The 22,464-nt window shown below is 42.6% G+C and carries 23 protein-coding genes; 19 read left to right on the top strand and 4 right to left on the bottom strand.

The window, feature by feature from the left end; translation table 11 throughout:
* Positions 1-76 precede the first annotated feature (76 nt).
* Complete coding sequence (locus tag HHK01_RS10150; protein WP_228027742.1) at positions 77-853, bottom strand: DUF1189 domain-containing protein; 777 nt, start codon at positions 851-853, stop codon at positions 77-79.
* Positions 854-1,171: 318 nt separating this feature from the next.
* Between HHK01_RS10150 and HHK01_RS10145 the strand changes: the two genes are divergently transcribed.
* The 11 genes from HHK01_RS10145 to phoU all read left to right on the top strand — a co-directional run bounded on the left by HHK01_RS10145 (position 1,172) and on the right by phoU (position 13,429).
* Positions 1,172-2,788 carry a Na/Pi cotransporter family protein gene (locus HHK01_RS10145; RefSeq protein WP_170008751.1) on the top strand — a complete coding sequence of 539 codons (1,617 nt, stop codon included), beginning with the start codon at positions 1,172-1,174 and terminating at the stop codon, positions 2,786-2,788.
* Positions 2,789-2,913: 125 nt separating this feature from the next.
* Positions 2,914-3,396 (top strand): DUF456 domain-containing protein, encoded by a 483-nt coding sequence (locus HHK01_RS10140; protein WP_170007681.1) that lies wholly within the window; start codon positions 2,914-2,916, stop codon positions 3,394-3,396.
* Between the two features lie 655 nt (positions 3,397-4,051).
* Positions 4,052-4,660 (top strand): superoxide dismutase SodA, encoded by a 609-nt coding sequence (sodA, locus tag HHK01_RS10135; protein WP_170007680.1) that lies wholly within the window; start codon positions 4,052-4,054, stop codon positions 4,658-4,660.
* 6 nt (positions 4,661-4,666) lie between these two features.
* Complete coding sequence (locus tag HHK01_RS10130) at positions 4,667-4,906, top strand: hypothetical protein (protein WP_170007679.1); 240 nt, start codon at positions 4,667-4,669, stop codon at positions 4,904-4,906.
* A 51-nt stretch (positions 4,907-4,957) separates the two neighbouring features.
* The gene (locus HHK01_RS10125) at positions 4,958-6,274 is read left to right on the top strand and encodes an MFS transporter (protein ID WP_170007678.1); all 1,317 of its coding nucleotides are present in this window, start codon (positions 4,958-4,960) and stop codon (positions 6,272-6,274) included.
* A 135-nt stretch (positions 6,275-6,409) separates the two neighbouring features.
* Positions 6,410-8,671, top strand: a complete 2,262-nt coding sequence (locus tag HHK01_RS10120) for a peptidoglycan D,D-transpeptidase FtsI family protein (RefSeq protein ID WP_170007677.1) — start codon at positions 6,410-6,412, stop codon at positions 8,669-8,671.
* A gap of 330 nt (positions 8,672-9,001) precedes the next feature.
* Complete coding sequence (gene pstS, locus HHK01_RS10115) at positions 9,002-10,108, top strand: phosphate ABC transporter substrate-binding protein PstS (protein WP_170007676.1); 1,107 nt, start codon at positions 9,002-9,004, stop codon at positions 10,106-10,108.
* An 86-nt stretch (positions 10,109-10,194) separates the two neighbouring features.
* Positions 10,195-11,127 carry a phosphate ABC transporter permease subunit PstC gene (gene pstC, locus HHK01_RS10110; RefSeq protein WP_170007675.1) on the top strand — a complete coding sequence of 311 codons (933 nt, stop codon included), beginning with the start codon at positions 10,195-10,197 and terminating at the stop codon, positions 11,125-11,127.
* Position 11,128: 1 nt separating this feature from the next.
* Positions 11,129-11,971 carry a phosphate ABC transporter permease PstA gene (gene pstA, locus HHK01_RS10105; RefSeq protein ID WP_170007674.1) on the top strand — a complete coding sequence of 281 codons (843 nt, stop codon included), beginning with the start codon at positions 11,129-11,131 and terminating at the stop codon, positions 11,969-11,971.
* A gap of 22 nt (positions 11,972-11,993) precedes the next feature.
* Complete coding sequence (gene pstB / locus HHK01_RS10100; protein ID WP_170007673.1) at positions 11,994-12,746, top strand: phosphate ABC transporter ATP-binding protein PstB; 753 nt, start codon at positions 11,994-11,996, stop codon at positions 12,744-12,746.
* A 23-nt stretch (positions 12,747-12,769) separates the two neighbouring features.
* Complete coding sequence (gene phoU, locus HHK01_RS10095; RefSeq protein ID WP_170007672.1) at positions 12,770-13,429, top strand: phosphate signaling complex protein PhoU; 660 nt, start codon at positions 12,770-12,772, stop codon at positions 13,427-13,429.
* A gap of 67 nt (positions 13,430-13,496) precedes the next feature.
* Here the strand turns inward: phoU and HHK01_RS10090 are convergent, their stop codons facing one another.
* Positions 13,497-13,979, bottom strand: a complete 483-nt coding sequence (locus HHK01_RS10090; protein ID WP_170007671.1) for an MltG/YceG/YrrL family protein — start codon at positions 13,977-13,979, stop codon at positions 13,497-13,499.
* Complete coding sequence (locus HHK01_RS10085) at positions 13,976-14,344, bottom strand: hypothetical protein (RefSeq protein ID WP_170007670.1); 369 nt, start codon at positions 14,342-14,344, stop codon at positions 13,976-13,978. Before HHK01_RS10085 ends, HHK01_RS10090 begins: the two co-directional genes overlap by 4 nt.
* A gap of 429 nt (positions 14,345-14,773) precedes the next feature.
* On the opposite strand from HHK01_RS10085, the gene HHK01_RS10080 reads away from it, so the two are divergent.
* The 8 genes from HHK01_RS10080 (at position 14,774) to HHK01_RS10045 (ending at position 21,558) form a co-directional block, all read left to right on the top strand.
* Complete coding sequence (locus HHK01_RS10080; RefSeq protein ID WP_170007669.1) at positions 14,774-15,346, top strand: hypothetical protein; 573 nt, start codon at positions 14,774-14,776, stop codon at positions 15,344-15,346.
* 85 nt (positions 15,347-15,431) lie between these two features.
* Entirely contained in the window at positions 15,432-16,700 is a 1,269-nt protein-coding gene (locus HHK01_RS10075) for a glycosyltransferase family 4 protein (RefSeq protein ID WP_170007668.1), read from the top strand.
* The gene (locus tag HHK01_RS10070) at positions 16,697-17,233 is read left to right on the top strand and encodes a hypothetical protein (protein ID WP_170007667.1); all 537 of its coding nucleotides are present in this window, start codon (positions 16,697-16,699) and stop codon (positions 17,231-17,233) included. The genes HHK01_RS10075 and HHK01_RS10070 overlap by 4 nt, the downstream gene beginning before the upstream one ends.
* A gap of 362 nt (positions 17,234-17,595) precedes the next feature.
* A complete protein-coding gene (gene rpmG, locus HHK01_RS10065) occupies positions 17,596-17,745 on the top strand; it encodes a 50S ribosomal protein L33 (RefSeq protein ID WP_170007666.1) in 150 nt (49 codons plus the stop codon).
* Positions 17,746-18,144: 399 nt separating this feature from the next.
* Positions 18,145-18,690, top strand: coding sequence for a 5-formyltetrahydrofolate cyclo-ligase (locus HHK01_RS10060; protein WP_170007665.1), 546 nt, complete (start codon positions 18,145-18,147; stop codon positions 18,688-18,690).
* An 87-nt stretch (positions 18,691-18,777) separates the two neighbouring features.
* Positions 18,778-19,566, top strand: a complete 789-nt coding sequence (locus tag HHK01_RS10055) for a DUF92 domain-containing protein (protein WP_170007664.1) — start codon at positions 18,778-18,780, stop codon at positions 19,564-19,566.
* A 46-nt stretch (positions 19,567-19,612) separates the two neighbouring features.
* Positions 19,613-19,804: a hypothetical protein gene (locus HHK01_RS10050; RefSeq protein WP_170007663.1), complete on the top strand. Its 192-nt coding sequence runs from the start codon at positions 19,613-19,615 to the stop codon at positions 19,802-19,804.
* 206 nt (positions 19,805-20,010) lie between these two features.
* Positions 20,011-21,558, top strand: coding sequence for a rhomboid family protein (locus HHK01_RS10045; protein WP_170007662.1), 1,548 nt, complete (start codon positions 20,011-20,013; stop codon positions 21,556-21,558).
* Here HHK01_RS10045 and HHK01_RS10040 read toward each other — a convergent pair.
* The gene (locus tag HHK01_RS10040; RefSeq protein ID WP_170007661.1) at positions 21,533-22,408 is read right to left on the bottom strand and encodes a hypothetical protein; all 876 of its coding nucleotides are present in this window, start codon (positions 22,406-22,408) and stop codon (positions 21,533-21,535) included. The two genes, HHK01_RS10045 and HHK01_RS10040, sit on opposite strands and share 26 nt — an antisense overlap.
* Between the last annotated feature and the right edge of the window lie 56 nt (positions 22,409-22,464).

Here is a 22,464-nt window from a genome sequence, read left to right as displayed (position 1 = left end):
CGTATTCGGCGTAAACGAGTTGCTTTCCTTCTTTCTGTGAGGAGAAGATTGAAATAAAAAAAGCCTCGTGTACACGCTACGAGGCTTCGACCTTCTTCGATTTGGGGGCAGGAATTTCTTTAATGACAAGGTATAGAAATAACAAGCTCACAAATGTATCAAGGAAAAATGGAAAAGGAACAGCTGCCCCGAACAAGGCTACAATGGCAAAGAAGACCGATGACAACGTAATGGAGTAGGCAGTAAGGCGCCATAGTTGTCCGTAACGTAGTTTTCTTCCTAGACTCTTCTTAAAGAGCAAACCAATGAGCGCAAACAATGATATTTGTACAAAAGCAGTTCCTGATGAGAATACGTAGATGACAAAGAATAAAACACCGAGCAATACGGGAAGAGAGGCACCCAGTCCAGTTAAAATGTTAGAGATCTCGTCCTTACTAATGGGGACTCCTTCGAACATCGAATACGGAACGGCATCTACTTGCCCACCTGTGATGAATGACGCCTCCTCTTTTGAAATGAGAAGTGCACTATCTTCGCGAATATCTGCAAGTGTCGTCTCTCCGGAAGCATCAAAGTAAATCGTGAATCCTGGCTCCTCAATCACAATAAGTTCTTGCGTATCAGACTGTAGTCGTCCGTTCTCAATTGTGAAATTTGGAATTTCTTCTTCGATCGTTTCATTCACGGCTTGAATTCCTGCTGATACAGTTTGCCATAAAGAAATCATTGTTGGAATTAAAGTGAGGAGCGCTAGCAAAAATACGTAAAGAATGGTTTTGCCGATCCCTTGAAAGCGAAACTTCGCCACATCTTTTGGGGAATACAAACTTTTCACAAGTTGTTGAAACACGTTCAAAAAGCCCACCTTCTTTCTTTCCCTATTGTAGTGGGTAGTAAGGGGTAATTCAAGCATGTATGGTGAAGATATAGGATCGGAATGAAAGCATGCCGGAATACTTGAGTAAATGTTGCACAACGACCAATTGTAAATTTATGATTACAAATCCGTAAATGGAGTTTACAGGTTCTAAACAATTGCTTCATAATAGGTCGGGGTTTTCAAAAATATTGTCGAATGATGCCGAGGTGTTGATTGGCTAACTGTTTCACACTAAACAGTTTTAATTTTGTTTGAGGGGGTTTTTCAGTGGGAATAAATTGGCAAGAAATGTTATTTACCTTTTTTGGTGGACTCGGGATTTTCTTGTTTGGTATTAAGTTTATGGGTGAAGGTCTTCAAAATTCAGCTGGGGATCGCTTGAGAGATATCCTAGATAAATTTACAACAAATCCATTTATGGGTGTGTTGGCAGGGATCTTTGTTACCGTATTATTACAAACAAGTTCGGGTACGACTGCCTTAGTTATTGGACTCGTAAGTGCAGGATTTATGACACTCAGACAATCTATCGGTGTTATAATGGGTGCCAATATTGGAACAACGGTGACTGCCTTTATTATTGGAATTAAAATTGAGGAATACGCACTACCGATCATTGCAGTTGGTGCTATCCTACTTTTCTTCTTCAAGGCAAGAAGAGCCACCTATTTGGGACAAATTGTCTTTGGTTTTGGTGCGTTATTCTTCGGTCTTAGCCTAATGGGTGACGGATTAGCACCACTTGAAGAGGTTCAGGGCTTTACTGATCTAACCGTAAGTTTCAGTAACAACCCTATCCTAGGTGTTATTGCGGGAACGTTATTTACAGTACTCGTCCAGAGTTCATCGGCAACGATAGGTATTTTGCAAGGGCTTTTCGGGGAAGGTCTTATTACTTTGGATGCTGCTTTACCCGTTTTATTTGGAGATAATATCGGAACAACGATCACCGCTGTACTCGCCGCAATCGGTGCTTCAGTAGCAGCACGACGAGCAGCAGCGACACACGTTATTTTTAACCTCATTGGAACGACAATTTTCATAATTTTACTTAGACCTTTTACGATGCTTGTTGAATTCTTTCGAGACTCAATGAACTTGAATCCTGAAATGACAATTGCATTCGCCCACGGTACGTTTAATGTAACGAATGTACTTATCCAGTTCCCATTCATCGCTTTCTTGGCAATGCTTGTGACAAAGCTTATCCCAGGAAAGGACTCTGTAATCGATTACAAACCGAAGCACCTCGATCCATTGTTCATAGAGCAATCCCCTTCTATAGCCATCGGACAAGCAAAAGAAGAAGTGTTGCGAATGGGTCAAATTGCCGAAAAGGGTTTAGAAGAATCGTACCAATATTTAACGACGGGGTCTCCAAAACATGCAGAAGTGGCTTTGCAGTTGGAGGACGCCATTAATAATCTCGACAAAAAAATTACAGAGTATTTAGTTCAACTATCTAGCAGTGCGCTTAGTGATGCAGATTCTACGAGACATACGAGTTTAATTAATACTGTTCGTGATATTGAGCGAATCGGTGATCACTTTGAGAACATTGTTGAGCTAGTGGAATACAAGCAAGCGAATAAAGTATTCATTACAGAAGGTGCCATGGACGACTTGAATGAGATGTTTGCGTTCACGATGGATACGGTTCATAAAGCCCTTGAGTCTCTAGACCAAAACAATCACAAGTTAGCGGTTGAAGTAACAGAAATGGAAGAAAAAATTGACCAAATGGAACGAAAGCTACGCAAACAACATATTTTACGCTTGAACCAAGGAGTTTGTACTGGACAAGCGGGTATTGTGTATGTTGACATCTTGAGTAACCTAGAGCGAATTGGCGACCACGCTGTTAACATTGCCGAGTACGTTTTGGAAGATAAAAACGAAGCATAAGAAGAAAGAATTAGGTAGCAGACTGTTTACAGTTTGTTGCCTTTTCTTTTTAGGGAGTATTGTCCATAATTACTAATAAAGTGCTGTCGAGATTTTTTGTGATTTTCTGAGGGAGGGATGCTTTAATGAGTATAATTGGTTGGGCTCTTGTTGTGCTGCTTCTGATACTTAGCTTTGTTGGGATTGTGTACCCGATTATACCTAGTGCTGTGGTACTTATTGCTGCCTACGTAGTGTACGGGCTGTTTTTCTCGTTTGATGCGCTCACATGGACGTTTTGGGTATGGCAAGGGATCTTGCTTGCTCTCCTGTTCGTAGCAGATTACGTCGCAACAGCGCTTGGCGTCACGAGACTTGGTGGCTCTAATGCAGGCGTTTGGGGAAGTACGGTAGGGATACTCGTCGGACCGTTTGTGCTACCGTTTGCCGGATTAATTTTGGGTCCATTTCTTGGTGCAATGATAGCTGAACTCATTGTCCATAAGAGGTCTTTAAAAGATGCGGCCAAAATTGGTTTCGGGTCGTTTCTAGGCTTTTTAGGAAGTTCGGTGACAAAAGCTCTGTTACAGGTAGTCATGATCGTAATCTTTTTTGTCTACGTCAGTTAGTGAGTCTACTGACACAAATCTTTTACATAGGCTGTTTTCTAAAAGATTGTTGCTTTTTTTATGGAGTCTCATTGCACAGTAGCTGTATGATGCGACATAAGACACCGCTCCGGAAATACACTTCGCTTTCCGCGGGCTCCGCGCTGAGCCTCCTCGTTCGCAAAGTACGCTCTCTGCGGAGGCCCACAGGACGTGGGTCAGAAAGGCGTTGCCACAGGACGTGGCGCCTTTAGCCTTTCTTCCTTGTTCTGCGGGATTAGCGGGATAGGTGAGACGTGTCTAGCTACAGCGGTCTGCTCCCGTCTGAAAATAACCTTCGTCTTTTGAGGCAAAAAGCGCCTCTAAAGCCAAAGAACATCTTTCAGAGGGAGCAAAACGGACCGCTTCCGCATTTCATTTCGCAAGAGCGCAGCGATGAGGAGGCTCACCGCCCGCCCCGCGGAAAGCGTCCGCCTGCAGCGGAAATCAACATAGCAGTATGTCACATCATGGGATAACTGTGTAGTAAAGCAACAAAGATTACGAAAACAGCCTTTACATAAAATCACTTTATATTGCGTATCATTTGAAGGCTCCTTGGAATTCTGCTAATGTAAAAGTACACCAACCAATTCCAAGTGGGATGGTCACTACATATTTAGGGAGGAATTTATTCATGGCTTATGAATTACCGCAATTACCGTATGCTTATGATGCGCTTGAACCACACATCGACAAAGAAACGATGAACATTCACCATACGAAGCATCACAACACGTACATCACGAAGTTAAACGATGCTCTTCAAGGGCATGATGATCTAGCATCGAAGTCGATCGAGGAACTCGTTGCTAATTTAGATGCTGTTCCAGAGGCTGCGCGCACGGCTGTTCGTAACAATGGTGGTGGACATGCTAACCACTCGCTTTTCTGGACAATCCTTTCACCAAACGGTGGTGGAGCACCTACAGGAGCTGTGGGCGAAGCTATCAATTCCACGTTTGGAAGCTATGACAAGTTTAAAGAAGAGTTTGCCGCTGCTGCAGCAGGACGCTTCGGATCAGGCTGGGCTTGGCTCGTTGTCAATAACGGCAAATTAGAAATCACAAGCACACCAAACCAGGACACGCCATTGATGGAAGGCAAAACTCCTGTGCTTGGCCTCGACGTTTGGGAGCATGCCTACTACCTTAACTATCAAAACCGTCGTCCAGATTACATTAATGCATTCTATAATGTCATTAACTGGGATGAAGTGAACAAACGCTTCGATGCTGCGAAATAATAGTAGATGCGAAAAAAACCTTTCTGCTTAGCAGAAAGGTTTTTTTATGCTCTAATCCGCGGACAGAGAGATATATCCGCGGACAGAGAGATATATCCGCGGACAGAGAGATATATCCGCGGACAGAGAGATATATCCGCGGACAGAGAGATATATCCGCGGACAGAGAGATATATCCGCGGACAGAGAGATATATCCGCGGACAGAGAGAAGATAACCTCATCTCCTCACCGTCAAATTGAATAATCCTCTTACTCCATTGAGACACTACTTAAGGAGATAAAGGGGAGTTTTTTCATGAGCCGATATCAAAAAGTGTTCGGGGATGTTACGGTCACCAAAGATTTGCTATTGCTCCTAGTCGTTGGCGGTCTGTACTCCTTAAGCATTGCGTTATCAAACACATTTGTGAATATTTATTTGTGGAAGCAGTCTGGTGAGTTTGTCGATCTTGGTATTTATAATTTAGCTATTGTTCTCCTGCAGCCTATCACGTTTGTTTTAGCAGGAAGAATGGCTAAGAAAGTGGACAGGGTCATTGTCCTAAGAATCGGGGTCAGTGTGTTGGCCGCTTTTTACATTACAGTTCTATCTGTCGGAACAAACGCATCTGATTTTTTGTTCCCGCTCGGTATGTTGCTGGGAATCGGATACGGGTTTTATTGGCTTGCTTTTAACGTACTGACCTTTGAAATCACAGAGCCAGAGACAAGAGATTTCTTCAACGGTTTTCTCGGCGTGTTAACATCAGGTGGGGGGATGATCGGACCTATTGTTGCCGGTTTTGTTATTTCTCGTATGGAAAGTTTCACGGGATATACTCTGATCTTTACATTGTCACTTTTTTTATTTGTTTGCGCTGTCGTATTAAGTTTTTTTATTCAACGGCGACCAGCTGATGGAAAGTACTGGGTATGGAGAATTGTGAAAGAACGTTCACTCAACCGTGATTGGAAGCGAATAACGAACGCCAATTTTTTTCAAGGATTGCGGGAAGGGACGTTTATCTTTGTTATTTCCGTATTTGTGTTTATTTCGACAGGGAGTGAACTAGCTCTCGGAACGTTTGGCCTATTGAATTCCGGGATTGCTTTTGTAGGCTATTATGTAGCATCTCGTGTTATTAAGCCATCTTTCAGAAAACGTTCTATCTTGTTCGGTGGCATTCTGCTTTATGCAGCTATTTTCATCATTGCTTTTGAAGTTACCTTTCCACGGTTACTTATTTATGCGGCAGTGATCGCCATCGCCTATCCAATGCTACTCATTCCTTACAATTCGCTATCCTATGATGTGATTGGACGAGGATGGAAAGCGGCGGAAATGCGGATTGAATACATTGTCGTGAAAGAGCTATTTCTGAACGGCGGGAGGGCAGTAAGTATACTTTGCTTTTTGTTTGCTGTCACAACGTTTCCCCCTGAGAAGAGTTTACCTGTCCTTTTACTCATTTTAGGCGCGGGGCATTCGGTCATATACTTCTTTGTTCGGAACATTCCATTGTCTGCTCCTAAACAAGATCCAGCAAGTAATCCAGCCACGGGTGCTGACAATCAGGGCCTTCCTACATTCCCAAGGTCATCACCAAATCCATCAGAACAAGGCCAGTCTTAAAACAACTGGTCTTTTTTGGAGTGGACTAGTACAAAAGTTTGACACATCAAATGAATCATTCCTTCATTTGATGGTGGTCAGATAAACGCTTTATCTTTACAATAGAAAGGAGTATGAAGGAAAGAAGTGTTGTATATGGGGAAGAAAAAGAAAAAAAGAACGCATATTCCTTTTAGATTAAATATCCTCTTTTTTGTCGTCTTTTGTTTGTTTTCAGTCCTCATTCTGCGACTTGGATTTGTACAAATAGTCTACGGTGGTGAGTATCAGCGTGAGATTGACCAAACGGACGAAGTGAATATTAACAATACTGTTCCACGTGGGAAAATCTTGGATCGTTACGCAAATGTAGTTGTCGACAACGTTCCGCTAAATGCCATAACATATACAAGACAACCAGGAGAAACAGTACAGGATTTGCTAGAAAAGGCTAGAGAGTTATCAAAGTATATAACAATGGAAAAAGAGCAATTAGACCGTGTTACTGAACGGGATCGTCAAGATTTTTGGATGGTAACCCGTCCAGATAAAGCACTTGAATTAGTGAGTAAAGAAGAAATCGCTGAGCTTGAAAATGATGAAGTGTACCAACGACAACTCGATCGAGTGCCTACAGAGGAGATCGAGAATTTCTCTGACGAGGAGATGCAAGTGTTAGCGATTTGGAGAGCCATGAATTCTGGTTACCAACTCACTCCACAAATGATTAAAAACCGCGGAGTGACGGATAAAGAGTTTGCAGTTGTCAGTGAACACTTATCCGAGCTACCGGGTGTCGGTGTCACGACAGATTGGAATCGATATCGTGTGTATGGGAGTACGCTCAGCTCTGTTTTAGGGGGAGTGTCCTCTGCAGAAGAAGGGTTACCACGAGACCGTATTCAGTATTTCTTATCACGTGGCTATAGCCGTAACGATCGTGTGGGAACGAGCTATATTGAGGAAGAATACGAAGAAGTTCTATACGGCACAAAAGGAAAAGTTCGTAACATCACAAACCGTCAAGGCGATGTGATTGAGTCTATTGTTCTTCAAGAAGGAAAACGAGGAAAGGACCTTCTTCTCTCTATTGATATGGAACTCCAAATTGCCGTAGAGAAAATTATTGAAGAAGAGCTACGCGCTGCTAAACAAGAATCAATTGACACAAAATATTTAGACCGTGCATTTGTTACTTTATTGGATCCCTTTACCGGTGAAGTGTTAACGATGGCTGGTAAGCAGTATGCCCGAAATGATGAAACCGGCGAGTTGGAAATGAACGATTTTGCGCTTGGGAATATGACAACTTCATATGTAGTTGGGTCGTCGGTCAAGGGTGCTACCGTGTTAACTGGGTATGAGCAAGGAGTTATTTCGGCGGGGAATACTAATAAAGTTGATGAAATCTTATATATCCAAGGCTCTGAACCTATTCGTTCTGTCAGTGTAATGGGGAACATCGATGACATAACAGCACTACGTCGCTCGTCAAACGTATATATGGTGAAAACTGCTATTGAAATCGGTGGCGACCGTTACATCAGGAACGATGCGTTAAACTTATCTTTAAGTTCAACATTCGATATTTTTCGTAATACGTTTAGCCAGTTTGGACTGGGCGTTCGTACAGGGATAGATCTACCTGGAGAGGCAACAGGCTATGCTGGATCAGAAACAACTCAAGGGCTACTTTTCTACTCATTTGGCCAGTACGATACGTATACGCCGTTGCAATTAGCGCAGTATGTCTCAACGATTGCTAACGGTGGCTATCGTATGCAACCGCGGATCGTTAAGCAAATCCGCGAACCGTTAGAGGTACCAAACCGTCTCGGTCCAGTTATTGAAGACATGGAACCGCGTATACTAAACAAATTAACTATGGATCAACCTGTGATTGAACGCGTACAGGAAGGCTTTCGACAAGTAATGCAGGAACCGAGAGGAACTGGAGTACGTTATTTTGGTGATAAAGACTATCTACCTGCTGGAAAAACAGGAACTGCTGAAACCTTTTATTATGATGCGAGTGCGGGGAGGAGCTTTGAAACATCGAACTTATCACTAGTTGCCTATGCTCCTTATGATCGTCCTGAAATAGCCATGTCCGTTGTGGTACCTGCCGCCTACCAAGGAAGCTCGGGAAATGGTCTGAATATGAAAATTGGAGAACGTGTTCTTGACACCTACTTCGCTTTAAAAGAAGAGCGCGGTAACATGACTGGAGCGCTAAACGAAGTAGGCAACTACGAAGAAGCGCAACAAGAACAAGAACAAATTCGCGAAGCAAACGAAGAAGGTAACCTAGAAGAAGTCGAAGAGAATCTTGACAATGAAAATGAAGAAAACCCTGAAGGTACCGAGGAGCAACAAGATGGTCAAGAAGCTCGATTAGAAGAGGATGACGAAGAATAAAATTTGATTGGTTCTAATCACCAAGCTTGTTATCAGAATAAAGAAATGAATAGCATACAACCAAAGAAAACCGATGGGCAAAAATACAAATAAGCCCATCGGTTTTTATAGTTGAGGCTGAAACTTATGCATGGTTGATCAGTGTAAGATCTCGCTGATTTGCAACTAAAAGAGGTATTCTTACCAATTTCGTTCTATCCATACGTGGGTTCGACAAAAAGCGAGTGGATTTACAAAACCTTAACATCCGATTCATATGGATTTAATTATTGGGGCGTATTGTTATAGCTGTAGGACAAAAACAACGAAAGTTTTAGGGGGAGTTAAGGAATGAGAAACCTCAAGTTATTAAGCTTAATAGCACTGCTCGCGACACTCATGCTCATTATCACAGCATGTGGAGGAGGCGCATCTGGACCTACTGAAGAAGGCGCTACTGGTGAGGGTTCTGATACTGAGTCAGGAGAGCGCATTGACGTTAACGCTTCTGGTTCATCTTTCATCGCTCCACTTTTCACTAAAATGTTTGACGAATACAACACAGCTAATGAAGGGGTTCGCGTCAACTATCAATCCACTGGTTCTGGAACGGGAATTAGTCAATTAATTGAAGGTACAGTTGATTTTGCCGCATCGGATGCTCCAATGAACAGTGAAGAGCTTGATAAAATGGGTGAAGAAGTGCTTCATATTCCGATGGCAATCGCACCAGTTGCTATCGCATTAAACATTGAAGGACTTGAGGGAAACTTAAACCTTTCTCCAGAAGTATTAGCTGACATATTCCTTGGTGAAATTACCAACTGGAATGACCCTGCAATTGCTGAAATTAACGAAGGTGTAGAACTCTCAGATCAAGCAATCGCAGTCGTTCACCGTTCAGACGGTTCTGGCACGACATTTATCTTCTCTGAATACTTGACTGCTGTAGATCAAGGTTGGGCAGACGCAGTTGGTACTGGTAAATCTCTCGATTGGCCTGTAGGAATTGGTGCAAAAGGTTCTGAAGGAGTTTCAGGTCAAGTAGGTCAAATTCCTGGATCTATCGGATATGTTGAAGTAAGCTATGCGCTTCAAAATGACATGTCTGTAGCTAACATTCAAAACCAAGAAGGAGAGTTCATTGCGCCATCTCTTGAATCTGCAAGCGCGGCTGCAGCTGGTGCCGTTCCAACACTTCCAGAAGACTTGATCTTCTCTATGGTTGATATGCCTGGTGAAGGTACGTATCCTATCGCTGGGACAACTTGGGCTCTTGTGCCTCAAGAACTTGGTGCAGCTGTTGGAGTAGCTAAAGCAGAAAAAATTAAGGAACTCTTAACCTGGGCAAACAGTGAAGGACAGCAATATGCGCCTGACTTGACTTACGCTCCGTTACCAAAAGAGATGCAAGAATTGAACCAAACACAGATTGATAAAATTAACACTGCTGAATAAAAAGAGAAGATTAGCGAATCACATAAAACCCTTTTATAGAAGGGTTTTATGTGTTGAGAGTTACCTTGGGTGAAGGGGGTTCATTTATGTTTAAACGTTCCACTAATATTGGAGACCGGTTATTTAAGGGGATTGCTTTTTTCTTTGGATTTATTTTAATTGCATTAATCGCTCTCATTATATCCGAACTATTCAATAGTTCTACAGCGTCATTTCAAAAATTTGGATTTGAATTCTTAACTGGACAAGTTTGGAGTGCAGGAGAAGATATTTTTGGGGCTCTTCCTTTTATTATGGGGACCATTTTATCTTCCATTATCGCGCTTTTTATTGCGACACCGCTTGCAGTGGGTATCGCTATTTACTTAGTTGAAATGGCGCCAGATTGGATCAGTAAGCCAGTTGGTTTTTTAGTGGAGCTTTTGGCTGCTATCCCCTCAATCATATATGGTATGTGGGGGATATTTGTACTTGGACCTTTTCTGATAAAATACGTTGCGCCACCGATAACAGAAACGCTTGGTGAAACCATACCGTTGTTCGCTGGACCGTTTTATGGGGTAGGTCTCATTACAGCTGGGATCGTTCTTGCGATCATGATACTACCGACAATTGCTTCTATTTCCCGTGATGTACTCCATACCGTACCATACACGCAACGTGAGGGTGCTTACGGGATTGGGGCCACTAAATGGGAAATGATTCGAATTGCCGTTTTAACCTATGCACGCTCAGGAATACTAGGTGCCATGATTATCGGGTTGGGTCGTGCCATTGGAGAGACGATGGCGGTAGCTCTAGTTATCGGGAATAATAATAGTGTACCCGAATCAATTTTCCAACCGGCCGCTACAATGGCCAGTGTAATTGCAAACGAATTTGGTGAAGCTTCCACAGGATTACTTCGATCGGCATTATTCGAAATTGGACTTGTTTTATTCGTCGTGACCTTCTTAGTGAATTTACTAGCAAGAGTTCTCGTTTGGTCAATCTCGCGTGGCACTCAGGAGGTGAAGTAACATGAAACCTCTTGCTTATCGTAAATCGATCAACATATTCATGTTGTCGCTCTGTGTGCTGGCTACTGTGATTGCTATCATTCCTTTGTTTAGTATTACATGGTATGTTCTCACACAAGGTCTTCCAGCACTAAATATGGATTTCCTTACGAATCTACCAACCCCAGTCGGTGAGCCAGGGGGCGGCATGGCGAATGCTATTGTTGGCACGCTCATTGTCGTCGCTATTTCTTCCGCCATTGGAATTCCAGTCGGAGTGATGTCTGGAATTTTCCTTTCAGAGTATGGACGAAATCGATTAGGACGGGTCGTAAGCTTTGCGACAGATATTCTTCTAGGTGCTCCGTCAATTGTCGTCGGAATTTTTACTTACGGAGTGGTCGTTGTCTCACTTGGAGTAGGCTTCTCTGCTCTTGCTGGTGGGATTGCCCTAGCTATCATCATGATTCCAAATGTAACAAGAACGACGGAGGAAATGCTGAAGTTGGTTCCTAGTCATATTCGTGAGGCTGGTCTCGCTTTAGGGTTGCCGAGGTGGCGGGTTATTTTACTCGTCGTGTTACCTTCAGCACTAAAAGGGATAACTACTGGAATTATGCTTGCCGTTGCACGTGTATCAGGGGAAACGGCACCACTATTATTTACAGCCTTTTCGAGCCGTTATTTTGCAGAAGATATTATCGATGAGCCTATTGCAACCCTACCTGTACAAATTTACAACTATTCGATCGCACCATATGATGATTGGAATGCTCAAGCTTGGGCAGGTGCGCTCGTACTCATTATGCTTGTCTTTTTGCTAAATATTATGGCTCGGCTCGTAACTTTCAGACGTAACGGCTAACTTGGATGAGGGGGAAGAAAGGATGTCTTTACAAGTAAATGATTTTAACGCATGGTATGATGATTTTCATGCGATCAAACATATTAATATGAACGTTCCAAAGCATAAAGTGACCGCGTTCATCGGTCCATCTGGTTGCGGGAAGTCCACATTCCTTCGCTGTATAAATCGCATGCACGAAGTCATCCCAGGGACGAAAATTTCTGGGGAAATTAATTTTGAAGGAAGTAACATCTATAACCGCAATATTGATCCAGTTGAAATCCGCCAACGTTTTGGGATGGTATTTCAAAAGCCAAACCCGTTTCCAACTATGTCTATTTACGACAATGTCGTTGCGGGCTTGAAGCTGAAGGGCGTTCGTAAAAAGAAAAGGCTCGATGAAGTGGTCGAAACGAGTCTAAAAGCTGTCGGACTATGGGAGGAAGTAAAAGATCGGCTTACTAAAAACTCGATGGGACTTTCCGGTGGGCAACAGCAACGACTTTGTATCGCAAGGACGATCGCTATAAATCCAGAAGTTGTACTTATGGATGAACCAACATCAGCGCTTGACCCGATTTCAACGGCTAAAATTGAAGAGTTAATCACTGAGTTGAAAAAGCAATATACGATTGTAATTGTTACTCATAACATGCAACAGGCGTCCCGTATTTCTGATCAAACGGCCTTTTTTCTACTAGGAGACCTTATTGAGATAAACGATACAGAGAAGATCTTTTCACAACCAGAGCATCAAAGAACAGAGGATTACATTTCCGGTCGTTTCGGATAATGAGGAAAGGGTGGGAGGAGAAAATGAGTCTGCGTAAAGACTTTGATGAACATTTGCAACAGTTGAAACAAGATGTGTTGGAAATGTCAAGACGTTCACAAACAGCAGTGCAACAGGCGATGGAGGCATTAAAAAGCCAAAACGAAGAGCTCGCAAACGAAGTGATTGCAGGTGACGAAGCGATTGATGAATTGGAGCACTCCATTAACGACCGTGCGATTATTCTCATTGCAAAGCAAGCGCCGGTAGCCTCGGACTTGCGAAAAATCATGGTGGCCATTAAGGTTTCTTCTGACGTGGAGCGCATCGGAGACCAGGCAGTAAATATCGCTAAATCTACTCTTCACATCGGGCAAGAAAAGCACATAAAACCGATCGTAGATATTCCAAATATGATGAATATGGCACTCGCCATGGTAGACGACGGCGTTCGTTCTTTTCAAAATGAAGATGTGAAGTTAGCACGAGTAGTAGCCAAGCGCGATGATGCAGTTGATGAGATGTACGGTAAACTTGTACAGGAATTGATCGGCTACATCCCGAAACATCCAGAGCATATGAACCAAATTACACAGTTGGCATTTGTTTGCCGCTACATCGAACGTGTTGCGGATCATGTAACAAACATCTCTGAGAACGTGATCTACTTAGTTACCGGAAACCGTTACGATTTAAATGATTAGATTGTGGTTGCTAGTGTTGTTAGTGAACACACAAAAAGGATGTCCCCTCATTAAGGGCCATCCTTTTTTAATTACCTGTCAGTAACAATGCTAAATCTTCTACACTCATCTCGGAATGTACCTCATACCGCCCAATTTGAATGTTTGTCGCCCAGCCTTTCGATTCCATGAAGTCTTCCAGTGCAGAGGGATCTTCTAAAATACCAAGTTCCACCAGCGAACTGTATACATCTTGTGAACTCATCCCTTGGACTACAGGTAAGATAGTGATTGTGCTTGGGGGATTGTTTTCAGATTCCTCTATTTTTGTAGTTTCGGATGGAGTGCTTTCTTCTGTTTCTGATGTGTTTTTCTCGTAGGAAGCCACCTCTTGCTCTAACTGCCGTATCTTCTCTTGAAATTGTGCGTTCTCTTCTTGCAATTGAGTGAACGTTTCAAACTTTTCTGCTTCGTTGTTAGACGTTTGAGAGTTTAAATACGACCATCCAACTAGTAGACTGCCAGCACAACACAATCCGATAGCGAAACCTTGCATGCGTCCACGATTCATTGTGTTCTTGCCTCGTTTAAAATAGTTTGCACATCCTCTTTCGATAAGGCAGATCTCCCGGCAATCTCTTTGAGAGAATACCCTTTTTCGTGTAAGGTCCATACTTGATTGCGAATGATGTGGTGCACGGGCTTGTCCGATGTCGTTTTTATTGAGGGGTTACTAGAAGGAGACCGAGTTGATCCGATGAGTATCTCTTCTTCTAGGATCTTTATTCGTTTCTTTAAAGAATATTGTTCTTGCATCATTTGTAAAGAAAGCTGTTCGATTTCCACTTCCATGGACTTCAATTTGTTCGGCACAAGAAAACTTACAAAAAATAATAGTACACCTATCCCTATTAAACCGTACCCAATCCATTCCATGCATTTAGCACCTCGTTTTGTACTTCCCATACTAGCGTCTGCTTAATGATCTTTAAATGATCGGTTTCCACTTTTCTCTGTCCAGCGCTAGCAGGTGGGTTAACCCGTTTCCACTTTTCTATTTATACCATACGCGTTGGGAGTTTCCTAGACTTGCTTTGCGAAGTTTGTAAAAACACGTCATTTTCAGCTTTGTAATTTTGTGCCTTCTTGTCAAGTTTTGTCGTTATTGAAGTCTGCTGAAAAAACTTTCTCGTCGTAAACGCTAACGTATCAACTGCCGGCAAAAGTCGACAATTTGTGGTTATTGTCTGACAATTAACTCGGTGCTACGATAGTGATAGACAAATTACTAGAGCTAACGGACATATACTTTACATTCATTTAAAGAGACTTGAATGGGCTAGACACAATAAGGGAGGAGTATTCGTGATTGAACAAATCGTAAAGTTGCGTAACCAAGGCTATTCCTTTAGAAGAATCGCTAATGATTTACATTCTACGTTAGGAAAAGTGCATTACCAATGGAGTAAGTATCAAGAACAACAAGCGAAAAGAGTAGCCGTTTGCTCTGCAGAACAAGAAACAGCTGCTGCTTTTGTACAGGAAGACTTATCAACTGACGCTACTGAATCCTCTTTTCCTCATTCGATTCAAGTGACGCAGAAAGGCAATCGACTTTTTGCCCAATGGTCGGTAGACGAAGAAAGCATGATGGTATGTACTAGGTATTATAGAAGAAACCCGTCTACTTGTGCCATCTGTCTTTATTGGCAAGAGGGAGAGATTGAACGGAAAAGGTGTGTACCAATTCATAAGCAAGATAAGGAGTGGACGTTTGTAGGTGTGCACGAAGGGAAATCGTACACTTTAGCTTGGGGACTATTATTTGATAATCTTTTTGTTCCGATTTTACAATGTCACAACTCAAATGAAGATACGACCAACGACGTTTCGGAAGTGTGGCAAGAGCAAGTAAGCACGTATACATTCTATGAATAATTTTAGTGGCGAATAGATAGCTTTTGTACCCATAATTTCCCTACTCGGATGAGAAACAAAACTAGAATTTGGAGGAAGTACATCTATGAAAATGCCTCTTACAGTAGCCTTTTTTAGTTGGGAGTATCCCCCGCATATCGTTGGTGGTTTGGCACGCCACGTTGCTGAATTATCCGAATCACTTGCTAACGAAGGTGTTCGTGTCCATGTATTTACTGTCGGGGAATTGAACGAGATAGAAGTAATGGCAAGTGGTGTAATTGTACATCGAGTAAAACCATTAGTTTCTAAGGCTTCCTTTTATGACTGGGTTTGTTCTCTCAATGTGGCAATGATGCAAGCATTTCAAGAGATATACGAAACAGTTCACTTTGATCTATTGCATGCACACGATTGGCTAACGGAAGCGGTATGCAGTGTATTACAAAAAACGTATGATGTCCCTTTAGTGACGACCATTCATTCGTTAGAGCTGGGGAGACAGGGGGAAATTAGTACAGAATTGCAACGAGCTATTCATGAAAAAGAAGTGTCGCTAATACGTAATAGCGAAGCCGTTATCGTGTGCAGTGAATTCATGAAAGACGAGGTGAACCTACACTTCGAAACGCCTCGTAAGCCCACCGTCCTCCCAAATGGAGTCCGTGCAACTGAATGGCCTGTTCCTACATCACTTTCCTTTTTGAGTGACGTCGGGATCTCTACCGGAGCGAATATTGTATTTTCTATGGGTAGGATGGTTCCAGAGAAGGGATTTCTCACATTAATAGAAGCCGCAGAACTTTTAAAAAATGAAGGAATTCAATTCATAATCGCTGGCACGGGTCCTTGTCTGCAAGCCTATCGTGATGAGGTTGCGAAAAGAAAGCTTCATCATTGTGTTCATTTTATTGGGCAAGTTGATGATTACTTGAGAACTCTTTGGATGGAAGTAGCATTTTGTTGTGCATTCCCAAGTACATACGAACCGTTTGGGATCGTAGCGTTGGAGTCTATGGTGCAAGGATGTCCTACGATAGTCTCTAAAACTGGAGGACTAAAAGCTATCGTGCAACACAAGAAGAGCGGTTGGCATGTAGAAGGAAACGAGGCCGATGTTTGGGCCACTACCATTCGAGAAGTGTTTCGCAATCAAGACGCCACTCGACATATTGCACAAGAAGGACAACGCATAGCACAGACTTTGTACCAGTGGAATCGCATTGCAAAGCAAACGGAAATGCTATACGAAGAAGTGCTTTATGAGCGTATCACTGCTGAGGAAACGTCCTCACATATAGTTTCTGTACAGGAATGTGCTCACAAAGTCGGTGATAAACGAAAAACAATAAAAACAGAAGGTGTACTGTCATGAGTGAAAATCATTACTATTATCATGTTCAACCATACTTATGGTTAGATGGAAAGCTAGATGCTCTTCTAAAACAAAAAACAAGCTCTCATGTAGACTTTGATTGCGCTTCTTTTTCATACACGTGGGCACACGGCAGGGCAGGGCGAATCGAAATGACGAATCAGAGAGATCACCCTATTAAGGTGCGGTTATACATTGAAACCAGCCCACTTATAGAAATGCAACAGAGAGCATTTATATCCCCTACGGATCAAGGAATTGTTCACGCAACGCCTACACATGTTACGTTGGTGAAGGGACAGTGGCTTCATCATACATACCATCAATGCGCGGTGTTTCCTCTAGAAAAAAGCCCATTGCAAAACCGTTTTGAAGATGAGGTACCCCAACTCATGTATCAGCCGTTTGCACATGGGCATGTAGGAAGTATATTTACGTTAGAAGGTACGATTCATCCAAATGAAACGACTTGTGCTACCTATACGGTAACGCAAACGAATCAAACACTTCACCAGCCGTTAGTGACGAAGTAGTTGACAAAAAAAGGGAAATTATCTTTCTTGACGGATATTGTTAGCTACTTCCAATGTATGAGAAAGGGGGCTTCTTTTCTGTGGAAAAGGGGCAGAGCTACGCAGAAGCCTAATATCATGTTAATTATCCTATGAGAGAACAACTTCGGATACTTAATCCCTAAATTATTTAGGGCTCCGCTCGTACTGCCTTGATCACAACTAGACTACTTTGTGACCAGTTTCCATGCATGGTTGAGTGTGCTCAGCTCATGAATAATTTCTGGTCGTCTGAGCTAAAAAGGGGACTGGTATTCGTACAAAAATAGTGCTATTATTGAAAAGGTCGTAAGTGCCATGTAACAAGTTTGGAGGGAAAAGAAATGCGTGTGAACATTACGCTAGCATGTACGGAATGCGGAGATCGTAACTATATTTCTACAAAAAACAAACGTAACAACACAGAGCGTGTTGAGCTTAAAAAATATTGCCCACGTGAAAAGCGCTCTACGGTACACCGCGAAACAAAATAAGGTGTATTTTAAGTGTGTGTTTAAAAAGGAGGACAAAAAGAGCCGAGAAGTTCAAGGAAGCGTAGTCTCCGAGCACCGGAGCGTATGTGTTAATACGTGAGGAGCGGAGGAGCAAGCTGACGAAGAAATTCAGGCTCACACGATGTGAGTCACACATGCGTTGCTACAGGACGTAGCGCTCTTAGCATGTGTTCCCCGCATTCCAGACTTTTTGAACATTCTCTACAAAAGCAAGGATGGTCAGGCAACGCATGGATGGACATGAACGGCGTTGTCTGTCACCAACCTCTTATCCCCCTCATACAAAATCAATTCAATTTTTCTCATTCGCCCATATCGAGTTTCGAGTTTCTTCCTATTTAAATAAAACTGCATTTTTTGAAAAAGGAGTGAAAAAGGATGGACAAGGAAGCAATTCGTCGGCAAGTATGGACTCGGTTGAAAGCAATTCCTGCTGAGGAACGTCTACAGAAGACGGCAGCGGTTCACCAAGCCCTTTTTACCTCATCCTTCTGGAACATATCACACACTGTTGCTGTTACAGTAAGCACGCCTCGCGAAATAGATACTATACATATTATTAAGCAAGCTTGGAAGGAAAACAAATGCGTTGTTGTTCCAAAATGCTTTCCTGATACACGAACAATGCGTTTTTTTGTGTTGGAACAATTTGATCAACTCGAGGTTGTCTACTCTGGTTTGAAAGAACCTAAAGTGAATGAAACAGAGGAATATCCTATTGAACACATTGACTTACTTATCGTTCCAGGGGTTGCTTTCACGAAAGCTGGAGAGCGACTTGGTGTTGGTGGAGGGTATTATGATCGGTTGTTGGCGGCACATTCGGAGATGACAACCATCGCCCTTTGTTTACAAGAGCAACTATTTACTTCTTTACCTATGGAACCCCATGACCAATTTGTTCAACACGTTTTAAGTGACTGAAACCTTTAGTACTTAACCATATATGTGAAGTTGTCGTGTAAGTGAAAAAGTTACGGTTACAAAGCACCTAAAGCTCGATACGAGAGGGTGAAGGGCATCGAATTACTTTCTGTTTTTTTCATTGCTATTGTAGCTATCGGAGGCGCCGTCGCTCGACTCTTAACGGTAGGCGGGGCGCTAATGGCTTTTTTTGTCGGAAGCAGTGTATGGATCGGACTCGGTTTGGATGGGTTACTTCTATTGGCAACATTTTTCCTCACATCCTCTTTTTGGTCACTATACCGTCGAGACCAAAAAAGTGAGTCGGCACAACATATTGAAAAAGGGGAACAACGCGACGCATATCAAGTGCTCGCAAACGGGGGATGGGCTGCACTTTTCGCCCTCTATGGGACACTTTTTCAAGAAGAGGTTTTTTATGTAGGAGCAGTTTGTGCCTTAGCTACTGCAAACAGCGACACATGGGCTTCAGAGATAGGTGTACTGAGTAAAGGGAGACCGATTCACGTCTTTACGTTACAAAGGGTACCACGCGGAACAAGTGGCGGTGTGACAGTTTTAGGGACGGTTGCCGGGGGACTGGGAGCTGCAACAATTGCTTTTTTAGCTTCTCTGCTTGAGATCTTTTCTCTTGAGGCAGCGATCGTCGTGTTCCTTTTTGCTGTGGGTGGTATGTGGTTAGATACCTTGCTTGGTGCGACTATTCAGCGCAAGCAGAGGTGCTTAATTTGTAAAAATGAAACCGAGGCGAGGATACACTGTGGTCAGAGAACTGTGTACCTACGCGGATTGAAATGGATGACAAATGATGTCGTGAACGCAAGCGCTATTGGAGTAAGTGCGATAGCCTCTCTATACATTGTGCTTCTTACATAAGAATCCCTCCAAACGGTTAAGATAGATAGACAAAGGAGGGATACTGGTGCAAAGTCGTTTTATTCGTTTGGTGACACTCATTACAGCTATCTATTGTGTGTATCATTATCGATACCGCATTGTAAACTGGCTTATGTCGTATTCGGTTGCTCGAAAACTCGTTGTTCGCACATCGTTTAGTATACCTGGGGTGCGTGAGCGATTTTTACAAGGAGCATTTCGCTCAACATTTTCTTAGGTTATGCCTCTAAAACATTACCACATACGTACTCAAGCTTTGGTGAATTGGAAGGGAAATCTTACCCTTCCTTTTTTGGTTTGTAAAGGGTTATTCTTTTGCGTCATTCCTTGAGAAACGCTATAGTGAAGAGAAGTGAAATCGGGAAACGAAAGGGGCTTGTTTTTGCACCTTGGAGATTTGTGGCCGGGAGGGAGGAGAGAGGTATGGACGCCAAACAATCGTATCAACTTTGGACGGTAGCGAGGCATCTCATTGTGAATGAAGGTTATCGTCCTGTAGATGCACCTCATGTACAAGAACATGAGATTTGGCTTGAGAAAATTGAGGAACCGAAAAGGCCGGTAGTTCGTCTTGTGGCGCGGCAGGTTGACTGGTCACGAGAAGTGTTACGAGATCGAGATCGTGCCTATATGATGGTGCAGAAGTTACGGGATCAAGCTAGAAAAAGAAAAGTCTCATTTGTTAATGTGTATTTTTGCCCTCTTCCTCCAGTCGATGACACGGTTCCGCCATTGGAAGAGCCAGTTGTCAGCACAAGAGGAGCAGAAAACGTAACGATTCTTTATACAAATGAAGGTGATGTGCGTACACTTGCCCACTTATCCCAGCTTCTTCGTACATCTCTGCCTTCATTAGAGGATGCAGAAGAACGAACAGAGGCTGAGGCTCTTTACCGTAAGCAGCAAGCGTTACAAGTAACTCATGTTCGTATGAAACGAGAGCAATCATTTTTTCAAAATGGAAAACCAAGAATGACCTATGTATTCATTGCGATCCAAATTGTGATGTTTGCTATCTTAGAATGGAATGGGGGCAGTCAAAACACGGAGACGCTCATTCGCTACGGTGCGAAATTTCAACCCCTTATTTTAGAAGGAGAATGGTGGAGATTATTAACCGCAGTTTTTCTTCATATTGGATTTTTACATTTACTTATGAATACGTTAGCCCTCTTTTACTTAGGAACTGCTGTGGAGCGAATTTTTGGCACGATCCGCTTTACGTGTATTTATTTATTGGCTGGGGTGATAGGTTCTCTTGCTAGTTTTGCATTTACCACGAATTTATCTGCGGGAGCGAGTGGTGCAATCTTTGGCTGCTTTGGTGCTTTATTATATATAGGTGTATCCAAACCGCGTCTGTTCTTTAGAACGATGGGTCTGAATGTCTTGTTTATTTTGGCGTTAAATTTAATGTTTGGATTTACAATTCCTGGCATAGATAATGCAGGGCATCTTGGGGGTCTTGTTGGCGGTTTTCTTATTGCAGCTGTTGTTCATTTTCCGAAGCAAAAGTCTAAACTCCGCCTTGTCCCTGTGTTGATCCTTCTTTTTATTATCCCATTTCTTGTTAAGACAGGAATTGAAGGAGAATACGATGCGTCAAAAGGATCCCAAGTGGTCGCTTTAGCCCAAATGTATATTCAAGAAGGAAAAGTAGATCAAGCCTATACGTTACTTTCGGATACATTTGCAAATCAAGAAGATGTTCCAAGCGAGGCGTATTTTTTTCTCGCTTATGTTGAGCTAAAGCGTGCTGACTACAAACAAGCGGAGGGCCATTTATTAAAGGCAATTGAACAGGATCCAACTTTCACTGAAGCGTATTTCAATCTGGCTGTGCTCTATACAAAGACAAATCGCTTTCCAGAAGCTCTTGATGTTGCTAGGAAGGCTGAGACACTCGACAGCGATAATGAAGATATCCAAGAGCTTCTACAGCAGCTTACTCAATCACTTGACGAAGGGTAATGCTTTCACCCGTACCTGTAACGATGATGACGATAAGATGATCATTATTCTTTGATACACCAATGAGAGGAATCGTACTCCCGAGCGGCGATTCTTTTTTTTGTACATCAGTTTGAATACCGAGTACGTACCTTCTATACAATCCTTCCCATAGCTTCCCGTATACTTCTTGCGATTTTTCCATGCTCAATCCCGGGAAAGCATTCCCTTTGACTGGTGGTAGCTCAGTCAAGGGATACAACGTGTAGTTTTTTATCGGAATGTCTTTTGTTCGGATAGCGGAATTCCAAGATCTTCTTAAGAAATTATAGGTATTCTTGTCCAAGTTCTCTTTCCATTTAGTCTCTTCTTCTGTTTGTGGTTCAACGAATGAAAAAGCTTTTTTGTTAGGCTCGGCTATTGTATATAAAGAGTCTTCGGATGTAGCTTGCACACTGGTAATGTTGCCATCTTGACTCTCGTGAAGTTCAGCATGATGGAATGAAATGGCTTGGAAATAGCTTGGTGAAACGATCTCAAAGAACTTTTCTTGTTGAATGCTATTTTCCTTTTCAGACCATTTTGAGAGTATTTCAAGGAGTCTGCCGTCTTGATATAAGAGGCCGACGTCTTGTCGTAAATAGCTTTCCCTATCTAAGGTTGAGCTGACTTTCCATTCGAGACGCGCCTTCTGCTTCGGTTCGTTTTGGAGGGAAATTTCTGTTTCGGTCTTCTTAAAAGATGCCTCTTCATCTTTAGGGAAGTACGTAATCGTTTCCTCTGTTCCTGTAGGTAGTTTTAGTAGGACAGTAACTAATAAGAGTAATGCAAATATAAAAAAGGTCAGTGTGTGCATAAATCGCCAATTCATCTTTGGGGACCCCCTTCCTCTCCGTCAATTTCACCATATGAGACAAGCAAGGGAAA

The sequence above is a fragment of the Bacillus fonticola genome, assembly GCF_012955605.1.
In the GTDB taxonomy this organism is placed as follows: Bacteria; Bacillota; Bacilli; order Bacillales; family JC228; genus Bacillus_CG; species Bacillus_CG fonticola.
Note: the sequence above shows the minus strand (reverse complement) of the source record. Positions and strands in the feature narration are given on the sequence as shown.

Bases quoted from the DNA above. Each gene is read 5' to 3' on its own strand.
- HHK01_RS10145 (WP_170008751.1), top strand. From the start codon at position 1,172: ATGTTATTTACCTTTTTTGGTGGACTCGGGATTTTCTTGTTTGGTATT.
- HHK01_RS10140 (WP_170007681.1), top strand. From the start codon at position 2,914: ATGAGTATAATTGGTTGGGCTCTTGTTGTGCTGCTTCTGATACTTAGC.
- sodA (WP_170007680.1), top strand. From the start codon at position 4,052: ATGGCTTATGAATTACCGCAATTACCGTATGCTTATGATGCGCTTGAA.
- HHK01_RS10130 (WP_170007679.1), top strand. From the start codon at position 4,667: ATGCGAAAAAAACCTTTCTGCTTAGCAGAAAGGTTTTTTTATGCTCTA.
- HHK01_RS10125 (WP_170007678.1), top strand. From the start codon at position 4,958: ATGAGCCGATATCAAAAAGTGTTCGGGGATGTTACGGTCACCAAAGAT.
- HHK01_RS10120 (WP_170007677.1), top strand. From the start codon at position 6,410: ATGGGGAAGAAAAAGAAAAAAAGAACGCATATTCCTTTTAGATTAAAT.
- pstS (WP_170007676.1), top strand. From the start codon at position 9,002: ATGAGAAACCTCAAGTTATTAAGCTTAATAGCACTGCTCGCGACACTC.
- pstC (WP_170007675.1), top strand. From the start codon at position 10,195: ATGTTTAAACGTTCCACTAATATTGGAGACCGGTTATTTAAGGGGATT.
- pstA (WP_170007674.1), top strand. From the start codon at position 11,129: ATGAAACCTCTTGCTTATCGTAAATCGATCAACATATTCATGTTGTCG.
- pstB (WP_170007673.1), top strand. From the start codon at position 11,994: ATGTCTTTACAAGTAAATGATTTTAACGCATGGTATGATGATTTTCAT.
- phoU (WP_170007672.1), top strand. From the start codon at position 12,770: ATGAGTCTGCGTAAAGACTTTGATGAACATTTGCAACAGTTGAAACAA.
- HHK01_RS10090 (WP_170007671.1), bottom strand. From the start codon at position 13,979: ATGAATCGTGGACGCATGCAAGGTTTCGCTATCGGATTGTGTTGTGCT.
- HHK01_RS10085 (WP_170007670.1), bottom strand. From the start codon at position 14,344: ATGGAATGGATTGGGTACGGTTTAATAGGGATAGGTGTACTATTATTT.
- HHK01_RS10075 (WP_170007668.1), top strand. From the start codon at position 15,432: ATGAAAATGCCTCTTACAGTAGCCTTTTTTAGTTGGGAGTATCCCCCG.
- HHK01_RS10070 (WP_170007667.1), top strand. From the start codon at position 16,697: ATGAGTGAAAATCATTACTATTATCATGTTCAACCATACTTATGGTTA.
- rpmG (WP_170007666.1), top strand. From the start codon at position 17,596: ATGCGTGTGAACATTACGCTAGCATGTACGGAATGCGGAGATCGTAAC.
- HHK01_RS10060 (WP_170007665.1), top strand. From the start codon at position 18,145: ATGGACAAGGAAGCAATTCGTCGGCAAGTATGGACTCGGTTGAAAGCA.
- HHK01_RS10045 (WP_170007662.1), top strand. From the start codon at position 20,011: ATGGACGCCAAACAATCGTATCAACTTTGGACGGTAGCGAGGCATCTC.
- HHK01_RS10040 (WP_170007661.1), bottom strand. From the start codon at position 22,408: ATGAATTGGCGATTTATGCACACACTGACCTTTTTTATATTTGCATTA.